Here is a 20,300-nt window from a genome sequence, read left to right on the forward strand (position 1 = left end):
ACCATTGCCTCATGCGTTGCGATTACCTGGTACAAATTCTCACCGCCCGTGTCTATGATGTTGCCCAAGAAACGCCTCTAGAATTAGCCACAAACCTCTCAGCCCGACTCAATAATAAACTGCTGCTAAAGCGAGAGGATATGCAGTCAGTTTTTTCCTTCAAGTTGCGGGGGGCATATAACAAAATGGCCCAACTGCCCCCAGAAGAACTTGCCCAAGGAGTCATTGCCGCCTCCGCAGGCAACCACGCCCAAGGAGTCGCCCTGTCAGCCCGTCACCTAGGCACCCAAGCGATTATCGTCATGCCCGTGACCACCCCCCAAGTGAAAATTGATGCGGTCAAAGCCAGAGGCGGACAAGTGGTATTACATGGGGAAACCTATGACGAAGCCTACGCCCACGCCCGTCAACTCGAAGTAGAAAAAGGCTTAACTTTTATTCATCCCTTTGACGATCCTGACGTGATCGCCGGTCAGGGAACTATTGGCATGGAAATTTTACGCCAATATCAGCAGCCAATTCATGCCATTTTTGTCGCCATTGGTGGCGGCGGGTTAATTTCCGGCATTGCCGCTTATGTGAAACGGTTGCGCCCAGAAATCAAGATTATTGGGGTGGAACCCGTTGATGCGGATGCCATGCATCAATCCCTCAAAGCCAGAAAACGGGTGAAATTGTCCCAGGTGGGCTTATTTGCCGATGGGGTAGCGGTCCGAGAAGTGGGGGAAGAAACCTTTCGCCTCTGTCAAGAATATGTGGATGACATTATTTTGGTGGATACGGACGATACTTGCGCCGCGATTAAAGATGTGTTTGAGGATACCCGGTCAATCTTAGAACCCGCTGGGGCATTGGCGATCGCTGGGGCCAAAGCTTATGTGGAGAGAACACAAATCCGAGGACAAACCCTGGTTGCCGTCGCTTGCGGCGCTAACATGAACTTCGATCGCCTCCGGTTTGTGGCGGAACGGGCGGAATTTGGGGAACGTCGGGAAGCCATCTTTGCCGTCACCATTCCCGAAACCCCTGGCAGTTTGCGGCGATTTTGCGACTGCTTGGGCAAACGGCAGCTTACCGAATTTAACTATCGCATCGCCGATCGAAAACAAGCCCATATTTTTGTTGGGGTGCAAGTCACCAACCGGGCTGATGCCGTGAAAATCGTGGAAACCTTTGAAGCCAATGGCTTAAAAACCCTCGATTTAACCGATGACGAACTGACCAAAATGCACTTGCGGCACATGGTTGGCGGACATTCTCCCCTCGCGCATAATGAGTTACTGTACCGCTTCGAGTTTCCCGAACGTCCCGGCGCCCTAATGAAATTTGTCGCCTCCATGAGTCCCAACTGGAATATCAGCCTATTTCACTATAGAAATAATGGCGCGGACTATGGCCGAATTGTGGTCGGAATGCAAGTTCCTCCAGAAGAAATGCAGGAATGGCAAGCATTTCTCGATACCCTCGGTTATCGCTACTGGGATGAAAATCATAATCCGGCTTATCAGTTATTTTTGGCCTAGTTAGGGTTCAGAAACCTGGAGGGGTGGGAAACCTGGAGGGGTTAGAAACCGGGTTTCTATGTAGGGGCCTGTGGGGTGGCAAAGGTTAACTGAAGAAACCCGGTTTCTTGTCCCTGGGGTGGCAGAAACCTGGAGGGGTTAGAAACCGGGTTTCTATGTAAGGGCCTGTGGGGTGGCAAAGGTTAACTGAAGAAACCCGGTTTCTTGTCCCTGGGGTGGCAGAAACCTGGAGGGGTTAGAAACCGGGTTTCTATGTAGGGGCTTGTGGGGTGGCAAAGGTTAACTGAAGAAACCCGGTTTCTTGTCCCTGGGGTGGCAGAAACCTGGAGGGGTTAGAAACCGGGTTTCTATGTAGGGGCCTGTGGGGTGGCAAAGGTTAACTGAAGAAACCCGGTTTCTTGTCCCGGTTTCTTGTTTGCCGAAGTATTTTTAAACATCTAAATAGCATAAAATAAAAAGAGATGACCCCTAGAATCTTTTAAGAATGGCAGGACAACCCTTTCTGACAGATCCCCAAAGAAAACGACTCCAAAAGGCTTTACGAGAAAGCGAATGCCCTAGATTTCGGGAGCACGCCCTGATTCTCCTGTTGAAACATGACGGCAAAACCTATGAGGAAATTGCTGACTTTATTGGGTGTTCTTATAGAACCGTGGCTTATTGGTGCGTACATGGGGATCCAGACAATCTCGAAACCATGAAAGACCGACGGGAACAGGGGAATTATCGCAAAGCAGACAGTGATTATATCGACTTATTGCTTAAAATCGTTCATCAAAAGCCTAATGAATTGGGCTATGAAAGTGAATTTTGGACCAGTGGACGATTAGCGGCTTATCTGGCTGAAAAAACCGGAATTGAATTAAGTGGCACTCAGGTGATCCGCATTTTGCGTAAGCATAAAGTCCGCTTGCCCCGCAGTCGAGTTTAATTGGCGCGATCGCCCCTGTGCGGCTAGATCCAGAAGCGGATTCGCTCGCGCAGCGGTGCGGAGCACTTTGGCGGGTTCGTGGGTGCTGTCCCCCGTTACCCCCCATCATTGTTTAAGCGTCGCGAGTCCGGGCTAAAGTTTCCCCCACGGCTAAACGAACATCTTTAAGTTGAGTAATCACGGAACGAGTAATTAATTTTCCAGACTCTACGACCACTTCCCCAGTCAGAGGGTGAAGTAAAGGTTGTTCCGTTCGTCTGCCAATTAATGCTTCAATATCTTCGATCGCGTCAATATACATACCAGCGGGCACTTCTACCACCACCCCTTCACCCAGGACTCGTGACTGACAGGCAAGGCGAGAATTGGGTTTGGCGGTGGTAATCACTTCTAGGGTGCGCTGTTCCCGTTTAGAGATGCCGGAAAGACTTTCCATCCCGTCTTTGATGTAAACATGGCAAGTCGCGCACATTCCCCGTCCGCCACATTCTTTGAGAACGTGCAAGTCTTCTTGCAACAGTGCGGATAAAAGATTAGCGTTAGTCTGAATTTCCGTATTTTGGGCGATCGGTTCTAGCCTGACAGTTTTAACCATATTGTGCTGATGAGCGTGTAATCTATTTAAATCTATAACTCAATCAGCGGTGATTGTGGGCAAAAGCGGCGGCAAAGGTAAATTTTTATTTGAGTCAGTACGGTGCAGGGACAAAATTAGCACAAAAAATACAAATTGCTTCGATGTTCACATCGGAGCGACAATAATCATAGTTTAAGTGGCATAACATGGGGGCAAACCAGCCGTATGAAGGAGTGGGTTCAAGATAGTAAATCGCGGTCTCTTAGCCGACAGCTTCCGAAATACCGCGTTTTGGCCCGGGTGGGACAGGGACAATTTGGCCAGGTTTTTTGTGCCGTAGAACGGCAAACCGGCCAACTGGTGGCATTGAAGGAAATCACCCACCGTCGCTTATCCACATCTAAGTTTTTACGAGAATTGGGGTCACTGTTGACCTTACAACATCCCAACATTGTCACCTGTCGCGCTTTTGAAGCCACCACCACGGCGCGATATTTGGTCATGGATTACTGTGAAGGCGGCACCTTGCGTGAGTTGCTAGAGTCGGAAAATTCCCTTTCCTTGGGTGAAGCCTTAACTATTATGCAAGGAATTCTGGCGGGACTAGAACAAGCTCACCGTCACGGAATTATTCACTGTGATATTAAGCCAGAAAATATCCTCCTGGGATTAGATGCCGGGATGTGGTTGCCGCGCTTATCGGATTTTGGCATTGCCCGTCGCTTGTCAGAAATCGCTCAAAATCGAGGCACCGTAGAATCAGCGGACGGGAGTATTGATGTGGTGGGAGCGCCTGCTTATACGTCCCCGGAAGCATTTTATGGGATGTATTCTCGCTCCTCGGATATTTATGCGATGGGAATTGTGTTTTTTGAACTGTTGCTGGGTGATCGTCCTTTTACGGGAATACCAGAACGGTTGATGTGGGCGCATTTAAATCAACCCCTGGAAATTCCCGTTGGTCTGCCAGAACCTTTGCAGGCCATTTTGAAACAGGCTTTGGCCAAGTTGAAAGGGCGCCGCTATGGGACAGCGGCAAAAATGTCAGAGGCGATCGCGCAAGTAATGAATCATCCAGAGATTTTACCCTTGATGGCAAGACCTCTGCCCTTCAAAGAAGCTGACCCCAACAAAGATGAGGACAGAATACAAGTGCCAAATATTTGTATCTTTGACCAGCAAGAATTACCTGGTGTTTTAACAGGTCTATGTTCAGGACATGGTAATCTTTACGGAATTTTCCAGCAAAACACAGTTTTGAACTGGCAGCCATGCCAAACCGAGGCAATACACCTAAATTTCCCAGAACCGGTTCAGGAAATTATCCCTTTGGCAAATAGCTGTTTAGTGAGTACCTGTGAGTTAGACCCAGGGAAAAGCGGATCGATTTACTGGGTATCGGCAAAATCTAGGCAACCTCACCGCTTGTTGAAGTTTAAACAAGGGTTTACGGTAGCGGCTGACCCTTGTGGTCAATCGTTGGTGGTGGCAGTTTTGAGCCAGCCGGAAAAAAAGACTCTGCGATTTGGGTTTTATTCCTTGGGAACCGATCAAGATGGAAACAAACCACCGCCGGTGAAGTTGTTAAAAAGCCTTTCTCTGTCCGTGGGTATGTTGCCCCAGTTGATGTTTCTGGATCGCCGTCATGTATTAAGCGTCTGGCACAGCCGCGAAGCCAAAAAGCCCCAAACTATCTTTAAGATGTATAGCCGTAAGGGGACGCAGATGGGTTCGGTGCGATCGCCTCTTCTCTTTGAGCGACTGATTTTCACCGATGCCCCAGGGATTTTGTTTGGCATTGTCCGGGAGCCCAGACCCGCCGTCTGGCGGATCCAGCTTTTCCCCATGCAACTGATGCGAATTCCCCTAGAAACCATGCCAACTTGTTTATCTCCCATCCCCGGAGGCTGTCTGTTAGCCAATGCTAAAGGTGAAATCACCTGTTTGGATCGCCAAGGACAGAATAATGGTAAGTTTCAATTTGGCTTCCAGGCTCCCCTGGGATTTGGGTTTTGGACTGGAACAGAAGCTGAAACCGCTGAAACCACCGCTGAAACCACCGCTGAAACCGCTGAAACCACCGCTGAAACCAAAGATATCACCAACATCACCAACAATTTTCTCGGTCTAGCTGGGGTCACAGAGGCGGCGAATGGTAGCTGTATTTCTTTTATTCAAATCAAGAAACCGGGTTTCTGAATTTAAGTGCTGATTTTTGGCCTAAATTGACACATAAACCCGGTTTCTGCCCCAAGTTTCTGAATTTAAGTGCTGATTTTTGGCCTAAATTGACACATAAACCCGGTTTCTGGAAATCTAGAGTATCAACATACAACATCAACTTCAAAAATGCTCGACTCTGCTGAATTTGCTTTTCTAAGCAAAACCGTCCTCAAACTAGGCGATTCGCGCTGGCCTCCGCTCTCGCGGAATCGCATAAACCGTTCGTCCGCAGAAACCTCCTTGGTCTCAGAACAACAGACAATAGACAAGACAACCGACCAGACAACCAACCAGAGACAAGCAACCCAACCAGTATTAGAGGCAATGACGCGACTGGTGGAAATCGTCGCGGAACTGCGATCTCCTTTCGGTGGATGGCCTGCGGACTTGCCAAAAACCTCAGAAAACCTGATTCCCTACGTCCTGGACGAAGCTTACGATGTCCTGGACGCCTTCGGGCAGTCAAGCAACAGGGCTTCCGGGGCTTCCGGGGCAGAGGAGCAGAGGCGCAGAGGCGCAGAGGCGCAGGGGAGCAAAGGGACAGATGGGAAAAATATCTCCCCCGCACCCCCGCACCCCTGCACAAGCGCACAAGCGCACCCCTCTCCATTAATCGTCGTCGATAATTTAATTCCTCGATTACTTTGGCATCTAGTCAGCAGTTCTTATGACGTAATGCAACTAATTGGCGGCGTTCCTGCCCAGATAGTGCGATCGCCTCAAAATCCTGAGATTGGCTTAATCCGATTAGTGGTGGGTTTGTCCGTCTGGAACTCAGACCATCATTGGTTTATCGACTTAGCCACCCATAACGTAACATCTGAGCCAACTCCAGAAACTCCAGAAACCGGGTTTCTTAATTTAAGTTCTGGTTCAGAAATCGGGTTTCTTAATTTAAGTTCTGGTTCTTGGCATAAATCGACGCAGAAACCGGGTTTCTCGCAGAAACCCGGTTTCTTGTCACCGATTTCCGCCGGTCAGCTAATCACTCAGTTACGCCAAGAAATCGAATTTACCAGCCCAGAATTGGCCAAGTTAATGGAACCGCAATCGGTGGAATGGTTGTCGCCAAATCACCAATGGCTTAGTGGTTTTCTGCAACTGACAATGGATTGGGAATTTTTGCCCCAATCACCAGAAAATTCCCCAGAACCAGAAGGTCAAAGCGCACCCTTGGGTCAACCAATTGTTGCCGATATTTCTGAATCATTCCCTCGGTCTGGTCTGTATGGTAAGCGAATGCTGCGACTTTCTCAACCGGCAATATTGCAAGAATCCGCCAAAATCCCATTTGAAGAAACATTAATCAGAATACTGCCACAGATTCAGCCAGAATCTATTTCAGACACCGGGTTAGAAACCGGGTTGCTTGAAAAAAACAAGTTTCTAACAGCGGAAAATGAATCTCTCAACTCAAATCTAATTTCTGAGTTGGTGACAACTGCTTATGATTTAGTCGAAAATTGGGAGTTTCCCTGGGGTGACGGAGAAGTTTTGATCGATGAGTGCATGGAGCGATTACTCTGGCAAACCATTACCAGTTCTTATCCGATGATGCAGTTAATTGGCAGTGTAGAGGCGATGGTTCTCAGCCCCGGAGAAGACTGGAAAATTGGCATTCTCCGGTTATTAGCCATTTTTGAAATTCAGGTGGGAAATGAAACAATTACGGTGGATTTATCCACCGGTCAATCTTGGGAAAAACACCCCGGTCAAAAAGTTTTGTACTTGTCGCCAAACACTATTGTGCGATTCCTCGACAGCGGATCGCTTCGCAAATCGCCCGATACTGAATTATCCATGCAACCCCTAATGGTTGAACAGATCCTACATAGTTTGAGCCAACAAATTAAAGCAAATACCCCCTCTTTTCAGTGGTTAATGAATGGAGCCAACATCGATATCCAAAATCTAGCCAAAAACTGGGAATCTGGGTTAGCACAATTTCGCTTAGAATTAGAATTTATCCCGACTTAAATTAACACAGAAACCCGCTTGCTTCTTAGGGTGTAGGGTGTAGGGTGTAGACCACACCGATGACGAACCCACGGCGTCGGAATTTTCCGAGTTTGTCGCAGAAATCCGGTTTCTTAACTCGGTTTATTAGCAGAGATTGTCGCAAAAACTATATTTACGCTTTATTTAAAAGTCCCGCAAATTCATTACAATTGCCCCAAGGAATTGAGGGTGATTTACAACTAATTGATATCATGTCCGCATAATCACTTATAATAGAGCAACCCAGTAATATCAAGTCCGTGTATTCGCTGATTATTCACGTAGGGGCTTTCTCGCATTCGCCCCTACTGTCCCGAACCGCTTCCTTCGGAGTATGCGTCCTTGGAGCGCTATATGCGGGAATCCATCTTAATGAGACAGGATTGTTTTTGTAACCGATCGCACGGACTTGATATGAGACGGAATTGCCGACGGAAAATATCGGGGCGATCGCTGAACCAGGGTTAACATCTCTAACCCCCTTAGAAAAAGACGATCGCCGTCTGATGCAGGCAGTTTTGACCTACGATCACATTCTTTGTGAATTATTTAACCAAACTACCATTTTACCCCTAAGATTTGGCACCATCTTCCGTTTATATGCGGATTTAATCGCCCATTTAAACCAGCAACAAAAAGAATATCTAACCAAATTAAACCAATTTGAAGGCAAAGCCGAATACACCCTCAAAGTCGTACCCTTAGATGTCCCCGTACCGGATACAGATCCGCAAGCCAAAGGAAAAGCCTATTTATTAGCTAAAAAACAACGCTTTTCCATAATCCAAGAATTTCAAACCCAACAAAATCGTGAATGGGAAAATCTCCAACAGGCGATCGCAGAAACCCGGTTTCTCCACGAAACAGGCAAAGAAGCCGGATTTCTAACCATTATCGGCGAACCCCAAGGCACGACCAATAGACTTTATTTATTAATCCCAAAAAATCAAGAGTCGCGACTTCTAGAATACGTCCAAACATGGCAGAAGAACCATCCCACTTGGCAATTATTCCTCAGCGAATCACTGCCGCCCTATCATTTTGTTTAAAAGTTTAAATCGATAGATATCTCTCGTTCCCAGGCAGAGCCTAGGAACGAGAAAACGAGAAATATAAATGGGGATAAACGGATTATTTAAACACCGATAAATCCAAAGCCTCAAAAGACTCGAAAAACTCTAACAGTCGAGTCACAATTTTATTCACCCCACCGGGAACATTCGACTCAACATTCAAAGGAATTACCGGGTCATGCAGAGACAAGCGCAACAAAAACCAGCCATCTTCCTCTGGGGAATGACAAGAAATCCGCACCCCTTCATAATTATTCGGCACAATTTGCCAACCCGCTTGCTTGGCGGCAAATTCTTGCAGTTGGTTAATTACCTGATGCCCATATTCTTTAAACTCTGGTGTGCTAATTTTTAACCGGAATTCCTCGCTTTCTGCTGGTTCCTGGAAATTGGCAATTAAATCTAATAAGTTTTTGCCAGCTAATTTAGATTTAGCTAATTCAATTAATAGCTTAGTAATCAAATAAGCCCCATCATCCAGAAAATAATTTTCTTTCATCGCCCCATGACCGGAGGTTTCGATCGCCAACCAAGACTCTTCCCCGGATTCATTCAAGCGAATTGACTCATTAATCACATTCTTGTAACCGCGTTTATAACGATGATGTTTACCTTTTAACTCTTGTTCAATAAACGTAGTCAGTCCATCGGAAGTAATCGAATCGGTGACAATTGTAGACCCCGGATGTTCTCTTAAAACAATTGCCGACATTATAGCAATTAAGCGATTGCGGTTTAATTCTTTGCCGGTAGAATCCACTGCTGCCCCGCGATCGACATCCGTATCAAAAATAATCCCAAAATCCGCTTTTTGGGCGATCGCTGCTTGACAAATCGAAGCCATCGCCTCTTTATCTTCCGGGTTGGGGATATGGTTAGGAAATGTGCCATCGGGTTCTAAAAATTGGCTGCCCGTCGTATCTGCCCCCAGGGGTTTCAGCACTTTTTCCGCATAAAAACCCCCTGCCCCATTGCCCGCATCCACAATAATTTTTAAGCCTTTAAGAGGCTCGTCAAAATGTTCGGGATGATTCACCGCTGCGCGAATTTTTTGCACAAATCCAGCGGCATAAACGGAAATAAAATCATGGTGGGAAATGCTTCCTTTCGTGGCAGCAGGTTCAAATTTATGGTGTTCTGCCAGTTCTAAAATTGCCGAAATATCCGCTTTTCCTAAACCACCGTGAGAAGTGAAAAATTTTAAACCATTACGATTAAAAGGTAAATGACTAGCGGTGAGCATAATTGCCCCATCACAGGCAAATTCCGGTGTCACAACACTCATAAACATGGCCGGAGTTGACGCCATGCCAAAATCATAAACTTTAGCCCCCATTGAAGTAATTCCAGCGGTGGCGGCTTCGATTAAACTTACTCCCGATAATCGACTATCTCTGCCTAAAGAAATAGTTAATTCTGACGCAGCTTTGCCAAATTTTTCCGTTAGCCATAACACAAAAGCTTGCCCCAAAATTTCTACCACTTTTGGGGTAATATTGACTGGTTCATGGGCGACTCCTTCCAGGGCGACTCCCCGGATATCTGAACCATTTTGTAATTTTTTCCAGTGAAAATGTTTGTTATGTTTCATATAATGCTGAGACAATCAACTCCTCTAATATTACCCTAATATTTCTCTTTGTGTTCTCTGTGTCTTTGTGGTTAATTTTTCCTTTAATACATAATCCGAATATTTGATATAATATAGATTTTTTTGATGAAAAAAACATATGAATTAATCTAATATAATCATTTTTTAACATAGATTACCTCGGCTTCAGCTAAAACTTGTTCTCGGAAATAGCGGCTCAGGTCTTGAGGTGTATTCAAGTCAACGGTACGACCTAAACGTTCCGAGAGTCTATCTTGAATGTTAATAAAGCGAAATCCGGGAGTTTTTCCCGCTTGAAATTCTACTAAAATATCAATATCACTCTGCGGTCCAAAGTCATCTCTTAACACGGAACCAAATAAAGAAAGTTTTTGGATATGGTAGGTTTGGCAAATTTCGGCAATGCTCGGTAATGGAATATTGATTGGATAAGCCTTGATTTGTTTTTCCATAATTATGACTTACTCATCTATTTTCTATTTTAGCGATTTTTTGGCTTATGTTGAAATTCTTTAGCTTTTTTAAAGATTATTCTCCCAATCAAAAAGCCGATCACTCCTAGGAAAGCCCCGATGAGAATTAATAAAGATAGTCCCACTTTTGAAATTAATCCTTGCACTTCTGGGGGAAGCAAGGGGGAGGTGCGGTGCCAGGTTTTGAGCAAATTGCCTTGGAATAATGCAGCTAAAGCATTGAGAATTTGAAATTCTTGGCGGTTTGGGTCAATTTCTAGGGCGGGCTTCAAGGCTTTTTCTGCCGCACCTGGACGCCAATCATAGAGATTTACAAAAGCAAGATAGCCATGAGCATAAGGATTTTTTGGATCAAGTTGAACGACTTTTTCTAAAGCCGCGATCGCACCTGGGGCATCTCTTTTTAACACCATTGCTAAAGCTAAATTATAGGCATAATCGAGATTATCCTGTCCGCTTAATCGCGCTTTTAAAGTTAATTGGGCTTGGGTTAAATAATCTTGAGTCGGGTCATATTGGTTGATTCTGCCAATGTCATCAAAAACAGGACTGAGGGCATCCACTCCCAGGGGTAAGGCAGTGGCAAGCGATCGCAATTGAGTGACTAAATCCAACTCTGGCGCAGGAGTTGCCGCCGCCGTTGGGTCAATTTTGATTTGCACATTATTCGGCACTTCTAACGGATAAGTTTCGCCAGTTTGCCGATTAAGATATTCCGCTTTTAAAGTATAGATTCCTGGGGCAATATTCCCCGGTGGCAACATAGCTAATGTTTCGGTGATAGAAACAGAGTCGGTGATAGAAACCGGGTTTCTTGAAGAAACCGGGTTTCTTGCGTTTTTATGCAACTTTCCTAAACCGATCGCGCGATCGTGTAACCAATAGTTAGTTTGGTTATTGGTTGTTGGTTGGTTGTTGGTTGTTGGTTGTTGGTTGTTGGTTGTTGGTTGGTTGTTTGGTTGTTGGTTCCAGGTTAACAATACTAAGCCATTTTGCAAATCTTGCCAGTTGCCCAACCACTGATAAGTCACGGGAATAGGTTGCCCTGGGGGGGCAGCAGGGGACACGGTGACATTTTCTAATTTAATTTGCGGTGGCGGGGTGATATCTGTCGTTATGACTTGAATGCTTGGGGATTGGCGGTGATAGAGTTGCAAGGTACTACCATCGGGTAATTGCCAGGTTTTGTGCAGTTGGAAGTCTGGACTTGTCTGGACTGCTTGCACTGTGGCGGCTTGCGCTTCTACGGGCACAGAACCTTGGTCGCCGGTTTTGGTGAGAAACCAAGACAGCGATCGCACATCTTGGGCAACCTGCGATCGCCGGGTTCCCACCTGACGGCCATAAACTTGGAAATTCGCCAACGCCCCATAATAATTCAGGGTATGCTGATTCACCGTAGGGGTAGAAGGCAACACCCCCACGGTTGAACGTAAATAAGGTTCGGTTTGGATAATTTGCGCGATCGCCTCACGAATTGGCCAAACAGGGCCTGCATAAGCATGATGTTGTCCTGGTTGTCTGGAGTTTATCCTGGACAAATCATCCACCGGCCATAAATTCACTGTCATCAGTAACAATGTCACAGCTACAGTCCCCGCAGGAACCCACCGCCCAACCGAGGGGAGAGAAAAGAGAAGAGAGAAGAGAGAAGAGAGAAGAGAGAATATATTTCCTCTTTCCTCTTTCCTCTTTCCTCTTTCCTCTTTCTTCCCCCAACGAGGCGATCGACTCTGCCACTCGACTAACCCATTGGCTAAAAAAATCGCCACTACCGGCAAATAGGGCAAGACATAGCGAAAATCTTTGTTGATATTCAGGGAACACAGCAAATAAGCCCCTAGCCAGAAAACTAGCAACCATCGCCGGGGAGGAGAAGCGGGGGAGCGGGGGAGCGGGGGGGCAGGGGGGCTCTTGTGCGGGGGAGAATTTTTCTCCTCTGCTCCTCGGCTCCTCTGCTCCTCTGCCCCTACACCGATGGCGGCCCTACACCCTACACCCTCTTCCCTATTCCCCGTTGCCCGTTGCCTCTTGCTTCTGGTTATGTACAAAAAAAATCCGGCGATCGCCACAATTAATAATGGCAAAGAAACATGATGGGGCAATTGTTCAAGATAATAAGTCCATGCCCCCAAGGTATTTAATGGCGGATCTCCTTCCGCGATCGCCGAGTCAATAGTTGCCCGTTTACTGCCAGTCAGAATTAGTAACCAGTTGGTGCGATACCAGGGATACATTACCGCGATCGCCAATAAGTTCGCGATCGCCAATTGTGCCAGTCTGCCCCACTCACGCCGCCAAACGCTGCCGACTACTACCCATAAAATTGGCGCAAACAAAAATAACACCGCTGTTTGCTTAATCATCAAGGCCAACCCCAGAGATAGCCCAAAAGCGATCGCCATACCCCACTGACTAGGGGCAAGCCCTAACTTTAGGAAAGAGAATAGAGGATAGAGAATAGAGGATAGAGGAGAGAGGATAGAGGATAGAGGATCAAGAAAATTCTCTCTTCTCTTTTCTCTCTTCTCTTTTCTCTCTTCTCCCCTATCTCCTCTCTCCTCTCTTTTCTTTTCTGGTGGATATTTCCAAAGAGTTAAACAATAGAAACAGAGAGTCACCACCGCCGTTAGAGGATAATCGAGGAGAAAGTCCAGGCGGACATTATATAAGCCGGGAAACAACATACATAAACCGGCAGCCCATAAACCAACTTTCTGGTGAAATAACAAACTGCCTAAGCCATAGACCGAAACCAGTAAAATCGCGCTAAAGAATAAATTCACTAAAGTGGCGATATCTTCACCTAAGCCAAAATAGGAGTGAAATATCGCCGTAATCATATAAGTGCCGGGAGGAATTTTAGACGACAGTTGCCATAAACTTGTCCACCAGTCAAGATTCCCCCACTGAGGAGTTTGGAAAGCTTGCCAATAGTTCAACGCCCCCGTCAGATAATCCGCCTGGTCCCAACTGGGGATAGAGTTATCAATGGCAAACCAGAGGCGATCGCCAACAGCGGAAACCAACCAGATTACCCCTAAAATTATCCAACTGTGCGATCGACTCAACTGATTAGTCATTTTTTCTGAAGTTCTTGGTTGTTGGTTGTTGGTTGGGTTTCGGGGAACGGGGAACGGGGAACGGGGAAAGGGGTTCGGAGGGGCGGAGGGGCGGGGGAGCCCGCCGTCGGCAGAGGGGCAGAGAAGAGAAAATTTTCCTATTTTCTCTTTCCCATTTTCTCTTTCCCATTTTCTCTTTCCTATTTTCTCTTTCCTATTTCCTCTTTCCTCTTTCCTCTTTCCTCTTTCCTATTGCCTGTTGCCTTTGGTTCTTGGTTCACGGTTGATTGTACCCCTGTCCCCACGTCTTGCCGTCGTCCTGTCAGTAGTCAGGGTAAACTGTCCCCAATTCTTACTTTCTGTGTTAAATTGCCCATTGTAAAACTTGTCAGGTAAAACTTGTCAGTTAAAATTTGTCAAGTAAAATTAGCAAATTTTGATGCCAAATAGTTTGTTTTAATGTACAATTTCCCGGCTTAGGGAAAATTCTTCCAGTATCTTAGATAAAACTTGTCCATTATTGTGGCTTTTTTATAATGACTCAAAATCCTTTGTTTAACTGGTGCCGCGCCACGTTCGCGGTAGCGGTGCGGAGCACTTTCATCCCTGCAACGGTGGCGGCGATCGCCATGAGTACCCCGAAAGTAAACGCTCAAGTTATATATAACCCGATTGACTTAAAGGGACGCTATGAAATTACCGATGTTCTCTCAGAAAAAGATATTCCCACGGGTCAAGGGGGATTTGCCCGGGACTACCGAGTCACACTCACCGATGTCGATCAAGTAGCGATCGATTTAATCTCTGATGGTTTCGACGCAATAGTATCCTTAATCGGTCCTGATGGCACCACCATAGCGGAAAATGATGATGGACCTGATGGCACCACCAACTCTCTATTATTTGCCAGAATCCAAACTACCGGCGATTATATTGTCCGAGTCCGAGCCTTTGGCGAAGGTGGAGTGGGCAACTTTACCCTCAAAGTCACTCGCTTGCGCCCAATAGACAACTAATAGACAAAACCTTCATGGGTCAGGGACGTGAAGTTAAGGGAGTCGCCCTGTTTCATCGCGTCCCAATTTCAATCGGCGCTTTAAAGGGGGAGGCAGAAAAAAATTTTTACCAATATGGGTTGACAATCCTGAGTTAATTAGTTAAGATAATAAAGTTGAACAAACACAAGCCGGGATAGCTCAGTTGGTAGAGCAGAGGACTGAAAATCCTCGTGTCGGCGGTTCAAACCCGCCTCCTGGCATATTAGATTAACAGATTAAATAAACCCCTATAGGCTATGGCTTATAGGGGTTTATTTTTAGCGATGAGAATATCAGTTCACTCAAATTTGACTCATTTCTGCAAGCTGGGGCAATTGATGAATTGCCCCAATCACGAATCAAACCGATCAATATGATGGGTAAGTCCTGGTGAGTTGCAAATATATTTTTCAGATATATTTTCCGATCGCTTCTAAGCCATAACCATGCCGCCATCGACATTCATCACTTGACCTGTAATATAGGCAGCCGCAGGATCGGCAGCTAAAAATCGCACTAACCCAGCCACTTCTTCGGGTTGACCAAAACGACCGAGGGGAATATATTTCAGCAGTTCCTCTGTGCCTTTGAGATCCTTGGTCATGTCTGTGGTAATGAATCCAGGGGCAACCGCGTTGACGGTGATGCCGCGAGAGGCGAGTTCTTTGGCAATGGTTTTGGTAAAGCCGATGACTCCGGCTTTGGCGGCGCTATAGTTGCCTTGTCCAGGGTTGCCCATTTGTCCGGCAACGGAGGCAATATTGACGATTCGACCGGCTTTTTGCTTGAGCATAATTTTGGCGACAGCGCGGGTACAGAGGAATACTCCACTGAGGTTGAGGTCGATGACCGCTTGCCAGTCTTCTAATTTCATCCGCATTAATAAGGTGTCGCGAGTGATTCCGGCGTTGTTGACTAGAATGTCGATGCGACCCCATTGATCCATGACGGTTTTGATCAGATTATCTACTTGGTCTGGTTGGGAGACATCTGCTTGTAGGGCGATCGCCTCTCCTCCCGCTTGGGTAATGGTCGTCACCACTTCATCCGCAGGCCCACTGGAACTGGCATAGTTGACCACGACTTTAGCCCCTTCTGCGGCTAAGGCGATCGCGATCGCCCGACCAATTCCCCGTGAAGCCCCAGTGACAATCGCCACGCGATCGGGTAATTTTTGCATCTGTTCTGGTAAAAGTTCCATCTTTAATTTCCTCGGAAATTGATCGCAAACTAACCGATTTTAATGCGATTTGGTTACAGCAGCGAGGCTGGCTGTTGGCGGGGGTGCGGAGGGGCGGGGGAAGCCGCCGTCGTGTAGGGTGTAGGGTGTAGGGTGTAGGGAAGAGGGAAGCCGCCGTCGTGTAGGGTGTAGGGTGTAGGGAAGAGTGAATAGTGAAGAGTGAATAGTGAATAGTGATATTTATTTTGTAGGGGCGAATGGCCATTGGCCCCTACGAATGCATAACTTTTAACTTCAGATTTAGCATCAGAACATCAGATTTTAGCATCAGTAACTTTACTGTTATTTAAAAATGGTTAACCTGTGAAAATATTTGCTGGATTTATGCCCGCCGAGCGGTTAATTTCTGGCTTAAAATAATTGGTTTAAGTTGTCAAGGTATATTTGCCGTTATCCGTCCTAAAATCAGTTAGGATAGCTAAAGCTAACCATGATTTAAATCGGTGTCAAGATGCCGCTAGATTCTCAAATCAAGCCTCCGGTGAATTCTCTCGATGTCCTAGAAGAAGCTCAGAGACGATCAAATATCCCCCATGTCACGATTCCTAGACCATCTCAACTGAAACGAGAACGGTGGATATTTGCCGCGTCGATCGCCCTGCCATGTTTAGGCTTTATTGGTGCGATCGCCCTAGGGTTTTATTCAGGAATCACCGCCCTAGATTGGATCCTATTTCTGAGTATGTTTTTCCTCACGGTTCTGGGTATCGAAGTGGGATATCATCGCCTATTTTCTCACCATGCCTTTGAAACCGTTGCCCCCATTCGCGCCTTTTTAGCGATCGCTGGCTGCATGGCGCTACAAGGCCCTGTCATCTACTGGGTCAGCAATCATCGCCGCCATCATATCTACAGCGATCAAGCACAAGACCCCCATTCACCCTACTTTCAAGGCTCCCAGTCTGTGGAATTACTCCCAGGACTCTGGCACGCTCATATCGGTTGGATTTTTGACCCAGAAAGAACCAGTCCCGGTCGTTATGGTCGGGATATTCTCAAAGACCCCTTAATAATGACCATTGACAAATTTTACTTTGTTTGGGTATTTTTAGGTCTTTTAATTCCTGCCATTTTAGGCGGAATTTTCAGCGGCAGTTTAGCCGGAATTCTACATGGTTTTCTCTGGGGAGGAATGGCGCGGATGTTCCTAGTCCAACAGGGGACTTATAGCATTAACTCTTTCTGCCATGTGTTTGGCAATCGTCCTTTTGCTACCCCAGAAAAAAGTACCAATAATCTTTGGTTAACTATCCCAACTTTAGGGGGGTCTTTACACAATACCCATCACGCCTTTCCTAACACAGCAATTAATGGGTTTGAATGGTGGCAAATCGATCCCGGTGCCTGGTTTATTCGGGGATTAGAAAAGCTAAATCTAGCCTGGAATATCAAAATGCCAACTCCGGAAATGATTGCTGCCAAGAAAATTAAATAGTATAGCAATCCGTTTAGAGGTTGTGGTAATTGTAGGGGTAACGGGTTTGGCTTGGTGAGCTTACCCCTACAGTCTAGGGGCAGCCACCGCCACGGAGAAGCCCCTACAAAACTTTTGGCACCACTTTAGCATTGCTATAAGCGAAAATCAACCATTCTCTGATTTCATGGCCACACAGACTCTACCCTTTAGCTTTAACCTGAATATGAGATAAAATCAACGAGATAAAATTAACGCTCGTTTATCTATCAAAATCTCTAACCATGTCCAAGTATGAATTAGCGTCTCAATGGGACAACTTCCTCCTGAATTTAGGGGTTTGGCAAGGGTCATTTACCCGAATTTCCCCCCAAGGAGAAATCCAAAGTGATACCCCCACCGTTGTGAGGTTAGAAGGCTTAGACAATAATCGCACGGTTAAACAGGTAGTGGAGCGCTTTCCCCAAAATACCGATGAAATTCCGCCCCCGTTGGTACTGCAATATAGTTCTTTAAACCGCAGTATTTTATTCTTTAATAATGGAGCCTTTTCCACTGGTTCGATGCAATTTGGACCCTTTAGTGAGTTTGGGGCAGAATTTGGTTTTATTGTTGGCGATCGCCGATTGCGTTTGGTGGAATTATTTGACCGAAATGCTAATTTTGCCAGTATGACCCTGATTCGGGAATATCGGGAAAATACCAACACCCCCGAACGTCCTCCCCTGACGATAGATCGACTCCTCGGAGACTGGGAAGGAGAAGCGGTGACTATTTATCCAGATTGGCGATCGCCTGATGTCTCCTCCACTCGTCTATCCTTACGTCGGCAAGGAGACAATCTTTCGACATCTTTGAGTATAGAAATGAGTGCAGAAAACTTTAGCTTCACTTCTACCGCAGAGATTCAAGGTTCCCGGCTTTTATTCAACCAAGGAAGTATGCCGATGCAAATTCTGTTACTGCCCGACGGTGCATCGTGCAATACTCCCCTAAGCATTCCTATGCGTCAACCTTTTTTCCTGGAAGCGGGATGGTTGCTTGACGATCGCCGCCGACAGCGCTTAATTCGCCGTTATGACGATCGGGGAGGATGGGACAGTTTAACCCTGGTGACAGAGGAGAAAGTAGCTTAATTCGGCCAAGAAAATCCCTGGATTTTTTGATACTCATAAGGGCCAATTAATGCCCCCCACAATCCTTTTCCGGTTTCTGGATCGACTCCGCGATCGAAACTTTTAAAGCTATCTTCGCTGACTTCTAAGCCCAAAACCACTTGACGGATTTGGCCATCATATTCAAAGAAGCATTTTGCCCCCGGTTCCGGTTGGGCAATAAATTTTTGCTCTTGCTCCGTAATGGTCAAAGCACAACCGGGTAAATTAACTAAATCTTCCGGTAAAAATTGATTCAGCAAGTGAGGATTTGTCCCGGCACCGCGAAATTTATTCGGGTCTTTAAATCCATAATATTGGCCGATGAACTTAGCGGGATTATCGCTCGGTTTTAAGACTAAAATTCTCTGGCGATAGGGTTGATCTAATTTTAAAATTGGCGCTTGCTCGGCAAAAATAGCTAAGTTGCCGTCAATTTTTATGGGTAAAAGCCGATGCCAAAGCCGAATATGTACAAACCAATTCGGTTGTTCTTTGGCTTGATTAACGTTTTCAAATTCGCCTACCAGCCATTGTGCTAAAATGGTTAATTTGTTTTGTTGGGTCATTTTTTCAACCAGCGATCGCTGCCTTTTATAGCACTTGTAATAGTTATGAATTACAAAAAAACTGTCATTCCCGCGCAGGCGGGAATCCAGAAAACCTCTGTAATCCAGATAATAACCGCTATATTGGTTAGTTAACTTTTGGCTTTTTTATTTAGCTATTATTTCTGCCCGTAAACTTATGATCGTCACCCTAAAACGCGCTCTGGATTCCCGCGAAGGCGGGAATGACAGAGAAAAATTATTACCTCATAAGTATGAAAAACGCTAGATCCAAGCTTTTATCCTAAAAATAGCCAACAAAAAATAGAGACGTTGTAGGAGGCAACGTCTCTATTTTTTAAGCGTGACGCACATTAAAACAACACCAATCTTGACGACGCCAAAGGGCGGCAACGATCCAACCATGTTGCTCTAAGGTATCGGCGACAGGTTTGGCTTGATCGAGCAAAATTCCACTGAAAATTCCCCAAGTTTCTGGGCCGGCGATCGCATTCATCTCTGGGATTAAATCAATAATCACTTCTGCCAAAATATTACAGACGATCCCATTCACAGGTTGGTCAATTAACTCCTTGACCTGTAAAACACTGCCTTGTTGAATCGTGATTTGCTCTTTGGCGATTTTATTTAATTCGCGATTTTCCCGTGCTGCCCGCACTGCTAGGGGATCAGTATCTACGGCGATCGCTCGATGCGCCCCCAAAAGGATCGCACCGATGGATAAAATACCAGAACCACAGCCAATATCAGCAATGACCGCATTTTGTTGCTCACTATCATCTCCGAGGCGCATTTCCAGGGCTTCTAAACAGAGTTCCGTGGTTGGATGATCTCCAGTGCCAAAGGCAACGCCCGGATCCAAACGCAAAATCAGGCGATCGCTATCCGTGGGGATGGGCAGCCATGCGGGATTAATCAAGAAGCGATCGCCAATTTTCTGGGGATGCCAATGCTTCCGCCAATTAACGCCCCAGTCCTCTTCCTCGATTAAACTCCACTTAATCACGGGAGCTTGAAAGCTCATACATAAAGCATCTTGCCTGAGCAAAAGGGACAAAGCCGATAAATCCAACAACTGTGCTTTTTCTTGGGGTAAATAAGCCAACACCAAACAAGAAGAACCTTTAGTCTGAGAAGCTGTACCCTGACAACCAAAACTTTCCAGCCTTAAGAAGACTAAATCTTCCAAAGCTGGTTCACAAAGCACTTGAATTTCCCACCAATTATTTGCCATATCAATTAGAGACTTTAGATTTGAAATAAGCATTTAACTATAAGTTATCAGCTATCAGTTATCAGTATTAAGCTATCAGCCGCTAGGTATCAGCTATCAGCCGTTAGCTGATGACCGTCAGCTAACGGCTGATCCCTGACACCTGATACCTGATAGCTGACTAAATTGGCTTAGTCAAAT

The 20,300-nt window shown here is 46.0% G+C and carries 17 protein-coding genes and 1 tRNA gene; 10 read left to right on the plus strand and 8 right to left on the minus strand.

Translation table 11 applies throughout. From position 1 onward, the window contains the following. The first annotated feature begins 11 nt into the window (after positions 1-11). Together ilvA and AM228_RS02200 are read left to right on the plus strand one after the other, a co-directional pair. A complete protein-coding gene (gene ilvA, locus AM228_RS02195) occupies positions 12-1,523 on the plus strand; it encodes a threonine ammonia-lyase, biosynthetic (RefSeq protein WP_054464456.1) in 1,512 nt (503 codons plus the stop codon). Positions 1,524-2,007: 484 nt separating this feature from the next. Further along, entirely contained in the window at positions 2,008-2,454 is a 447-nt protein-coding gene (locus tag AM228_RS02200; RefSeq protein WP_054464457.1) for a helix-turn-helix domain-containing protein, read from the plus strand. A gap of 112 nt (positions 2,455-2,566) precedes the next feature. Here AM228_RS02200 and AM228_RS02205 read toward each other — a convergent pair whose 3' ends face one another. Next, the gene (locus AM228_RS02205) at positions 2,567-3,049 is read right to left on the minus strand and encodes a 2Fe-2S iron-sulfur cluster-binding protein (protein WP_054464458.1); all 483 of its coding nucleotides are present in this window, start codon (positions 3,047-3,049) and stop codon (positions 2,567-2,569) included. Positions 3,050-3,256: 207 nt separating this feature from the next. On the opposite strand from AM228_RS02205, the gene AM228_RS02210 reads away from it, so the two are divergent. The 4 genes from AM228_RS02210 to AM228_RS02225 all read left to right on the plus strand — a co-directional run bounded on the left by AM228_RS02210 (position 3,257) and on the right by AM228_RS02225 (position 8,301). Next, the gene (locus tag AM228_RS02210) at positions 3,257-5,230 is read left to right on the plus strand and encodes a serine/threonine-protein kinase (protein WP_054464459.1); all 1,974 of its coding nucleotides are present in this window, start codon (positions 3,257-3,259) and stop codon (positions 5,228-5,230) included. Between the two features lie 150 nt (positions 5,231-5,380). Further along, positions 5,381-7,231 (plus strand): hypothetical protein, encoded by a 1,851-nt coding sequence (locus tag AM228_RS02215; RefSeq protein ID WP_054464460.1) that lies wholly within the window; start codon positions 5,381-5,383, stop codon positions 7,229-7,231. A 59-nt stretch (positions 7,232-7,290) separates the two neighbouring features. Further along, entirely contained in the window at positions 7,291-7,476 is a 186-nt protein-coding gene (locus AM228_RS02220) for a hypothetical protein (RefSeq protein WP_054464461.1), read from the plus strand. A gap of 201 nt (positions 7,477-7,677) precedes the next feature. Continuing rightward, positions 7,678-8,301, plus strand: coding sequence for a GvpL/GvpF family gas vesicle protein (locus AM228_RS02225; RefSeq protein WP_054464462.1), 624 nt, complete (start codon positions 7,678-7,680; stop codon positions 8,299-8,301). A gap of 82 nt (positions 8,302-8,383) precedes the next feature. Here the strand turns inward: AM228_RS02225 and AM228_RS02230 are convergent, their stop codons facing one another. The 3 genes from AM228_RS02230 to AM228_RS36640 form a co-directional block, all read right to left on the minus strand. After that, complete coding sequence (locus AM228_RS02230; RefSeq protein ID WP_054464463.1) at positions 8,384-9,916, minus strand: phosphomannomutase/phosphoglucomutase; 1,533 nt, start codon at positions 9,914-9,916, stop codon at positions 8,384-8,386. Positions 9,917-10,074: 158 nt separating this feature from the next. After that, a complete protein-coding gene (locus AM228_RS02240) occupies positions 10,075-10,389 on the minus strand; it encodes a nucleotidyltransferase family protein (protein ID WP_054464465.1) in 315 nt (104 codons plus the stop codon). Positions 10,390-10,418: 29 nt separating this feature from the next. After that, on the minus strand, positions 10,419-13,493 hold the full coding sequence (locus AM228_RS36640; RefSeq protein WP_072160615.1) for a glycosyltransferase family 39 protein: 3,075 nt from the start codon (positions 13,491-13,493) through the stop codon (positions 10,419-10,421). 608 nt (positions 13,494-14,101) lie between these two features. Here AM228_RS36640 and AM228_RS02250 point away from each other — a divergent pair. Then, the gene (locus tag AM228_RS02250; protein WP_197285198.1) at positions 14,102-14,488 is read left to right on the plus strand and encodes a PPC domain-containing protein; all 387 of its coding nucleotides are present in this window, start codon (positions 14,102-14,104) and stop codon (positions 14,486-14,488) included. Between the two features lie 169 nt (positions 14,489-14,657). Continuing rightward, a tRNA-Phe gene (locus AM228_RS02255) sits at positions 14,658-14,730 on the plus strand. A 212-nt stretch (positions 14,731-14,942) separates the two neighbouring features. On the opposite strand, the gene fabG is transcribed toward AM228_RS02255, so the two are convergent. Both fabG and AM228_RS33920 read right to left on the minus strand, forming a co-directional pair. Further along, positions 14,943-15,710, minus strand: coding sequence for a 3-oxoacyl-[acyl-carrier-protein] reductase (gene fabG / locus AM228_RS02260; protein ID WP_054464467.1), 768 nt, complete (start codon positions 15,708-15,710; stop codon positions 14,943-14,945). Then, positions 15,595-15,954 carry a hypothetical protein gene (locus tag AM228_RS33920; protein WP_190879810.1) on the minus strand — a complete coding sequence of 120 codons (360 nt, stop codon included), beginning with the start codon at positions 15,952-15,954 and terminating at the stop codon, positions 15,595-15,597. The genes fabG and AM228_RS33920 overlap by 116 nt, the downstream gene beginning before the upstream one ends. Positions 15,955-16,200: 246 nt before the next feature. On the opposite strand from AM228_RS33920, the gene AM228_RS02265 reads away from it, so the two are divergent. Continuing rightward, complete coding sequence (locus tag AM228_RS02265; protein ID WP_054464468.1) at positions 16,201-17,184, plus strand: acyl-CoA desaturase; 984 nt, start codon at positions 16,201-16,203, stop codon at positions 17,182-17,184. A 263-nt stretch (positions 17,185-17,447) separates the two neighbouring features. Further along, positions 17,448-18,299, plus strand: a complete 852-nt coding sequence (locus tag AM228_RS02270; protein WP_054464469.1) for a DUF3598 family protein — start codon at positions 17,448-17,450, stop codon at positions 18,297-18,299. Here AM228_RS02270 and AM228_RS02275 read toward each other — a convergent pair. Together AM228_RS02275 and prmA are read right to left on the minus strand one after the other, a co-directional pair. Further along, complete coding sequence (locus tag AM228_RS02275; protein ID WP_054464470.1) at positions 18,296-18,886, minus strand: chromophore lyase CpcT/CpeT; 591 nt, start codon at positions 18,884-18,886, stop codon at positions 18,296-18,298. The genes AM228_RS02270 and AM228_RS02275 overlap by 4 nt on opposite strands. A 337-nt stretch (positions 18,887-19,223) precedes the next feature. Next, the gene (prmA, locus tag AM228_RS02280) at positions 19,224-20,120 is read right to left on the minus strand and encodes a 50S ribosomal protein L11 methyltransferase (RefSeq protein WP_054464471.1); all 897 of its coding nucleotides are present in this window, start codon (positions 20,118-20,120) and stop codon (positions 19,224-19,226) included. Positions 20,121-20,300 lie beyond the last annotated feature (180 nt).

It is taken from the genome of Planktothricoides sp. SR001, assembly GCF_001276715.1.
Classification (GTDB): domain Bacteria; phylum Cyanobacteriota; class Cyanobacteriia; order Cyanobacteriales; family Laspinemataceae; genus Planktothricoides; species Planktothricoides raciborskii.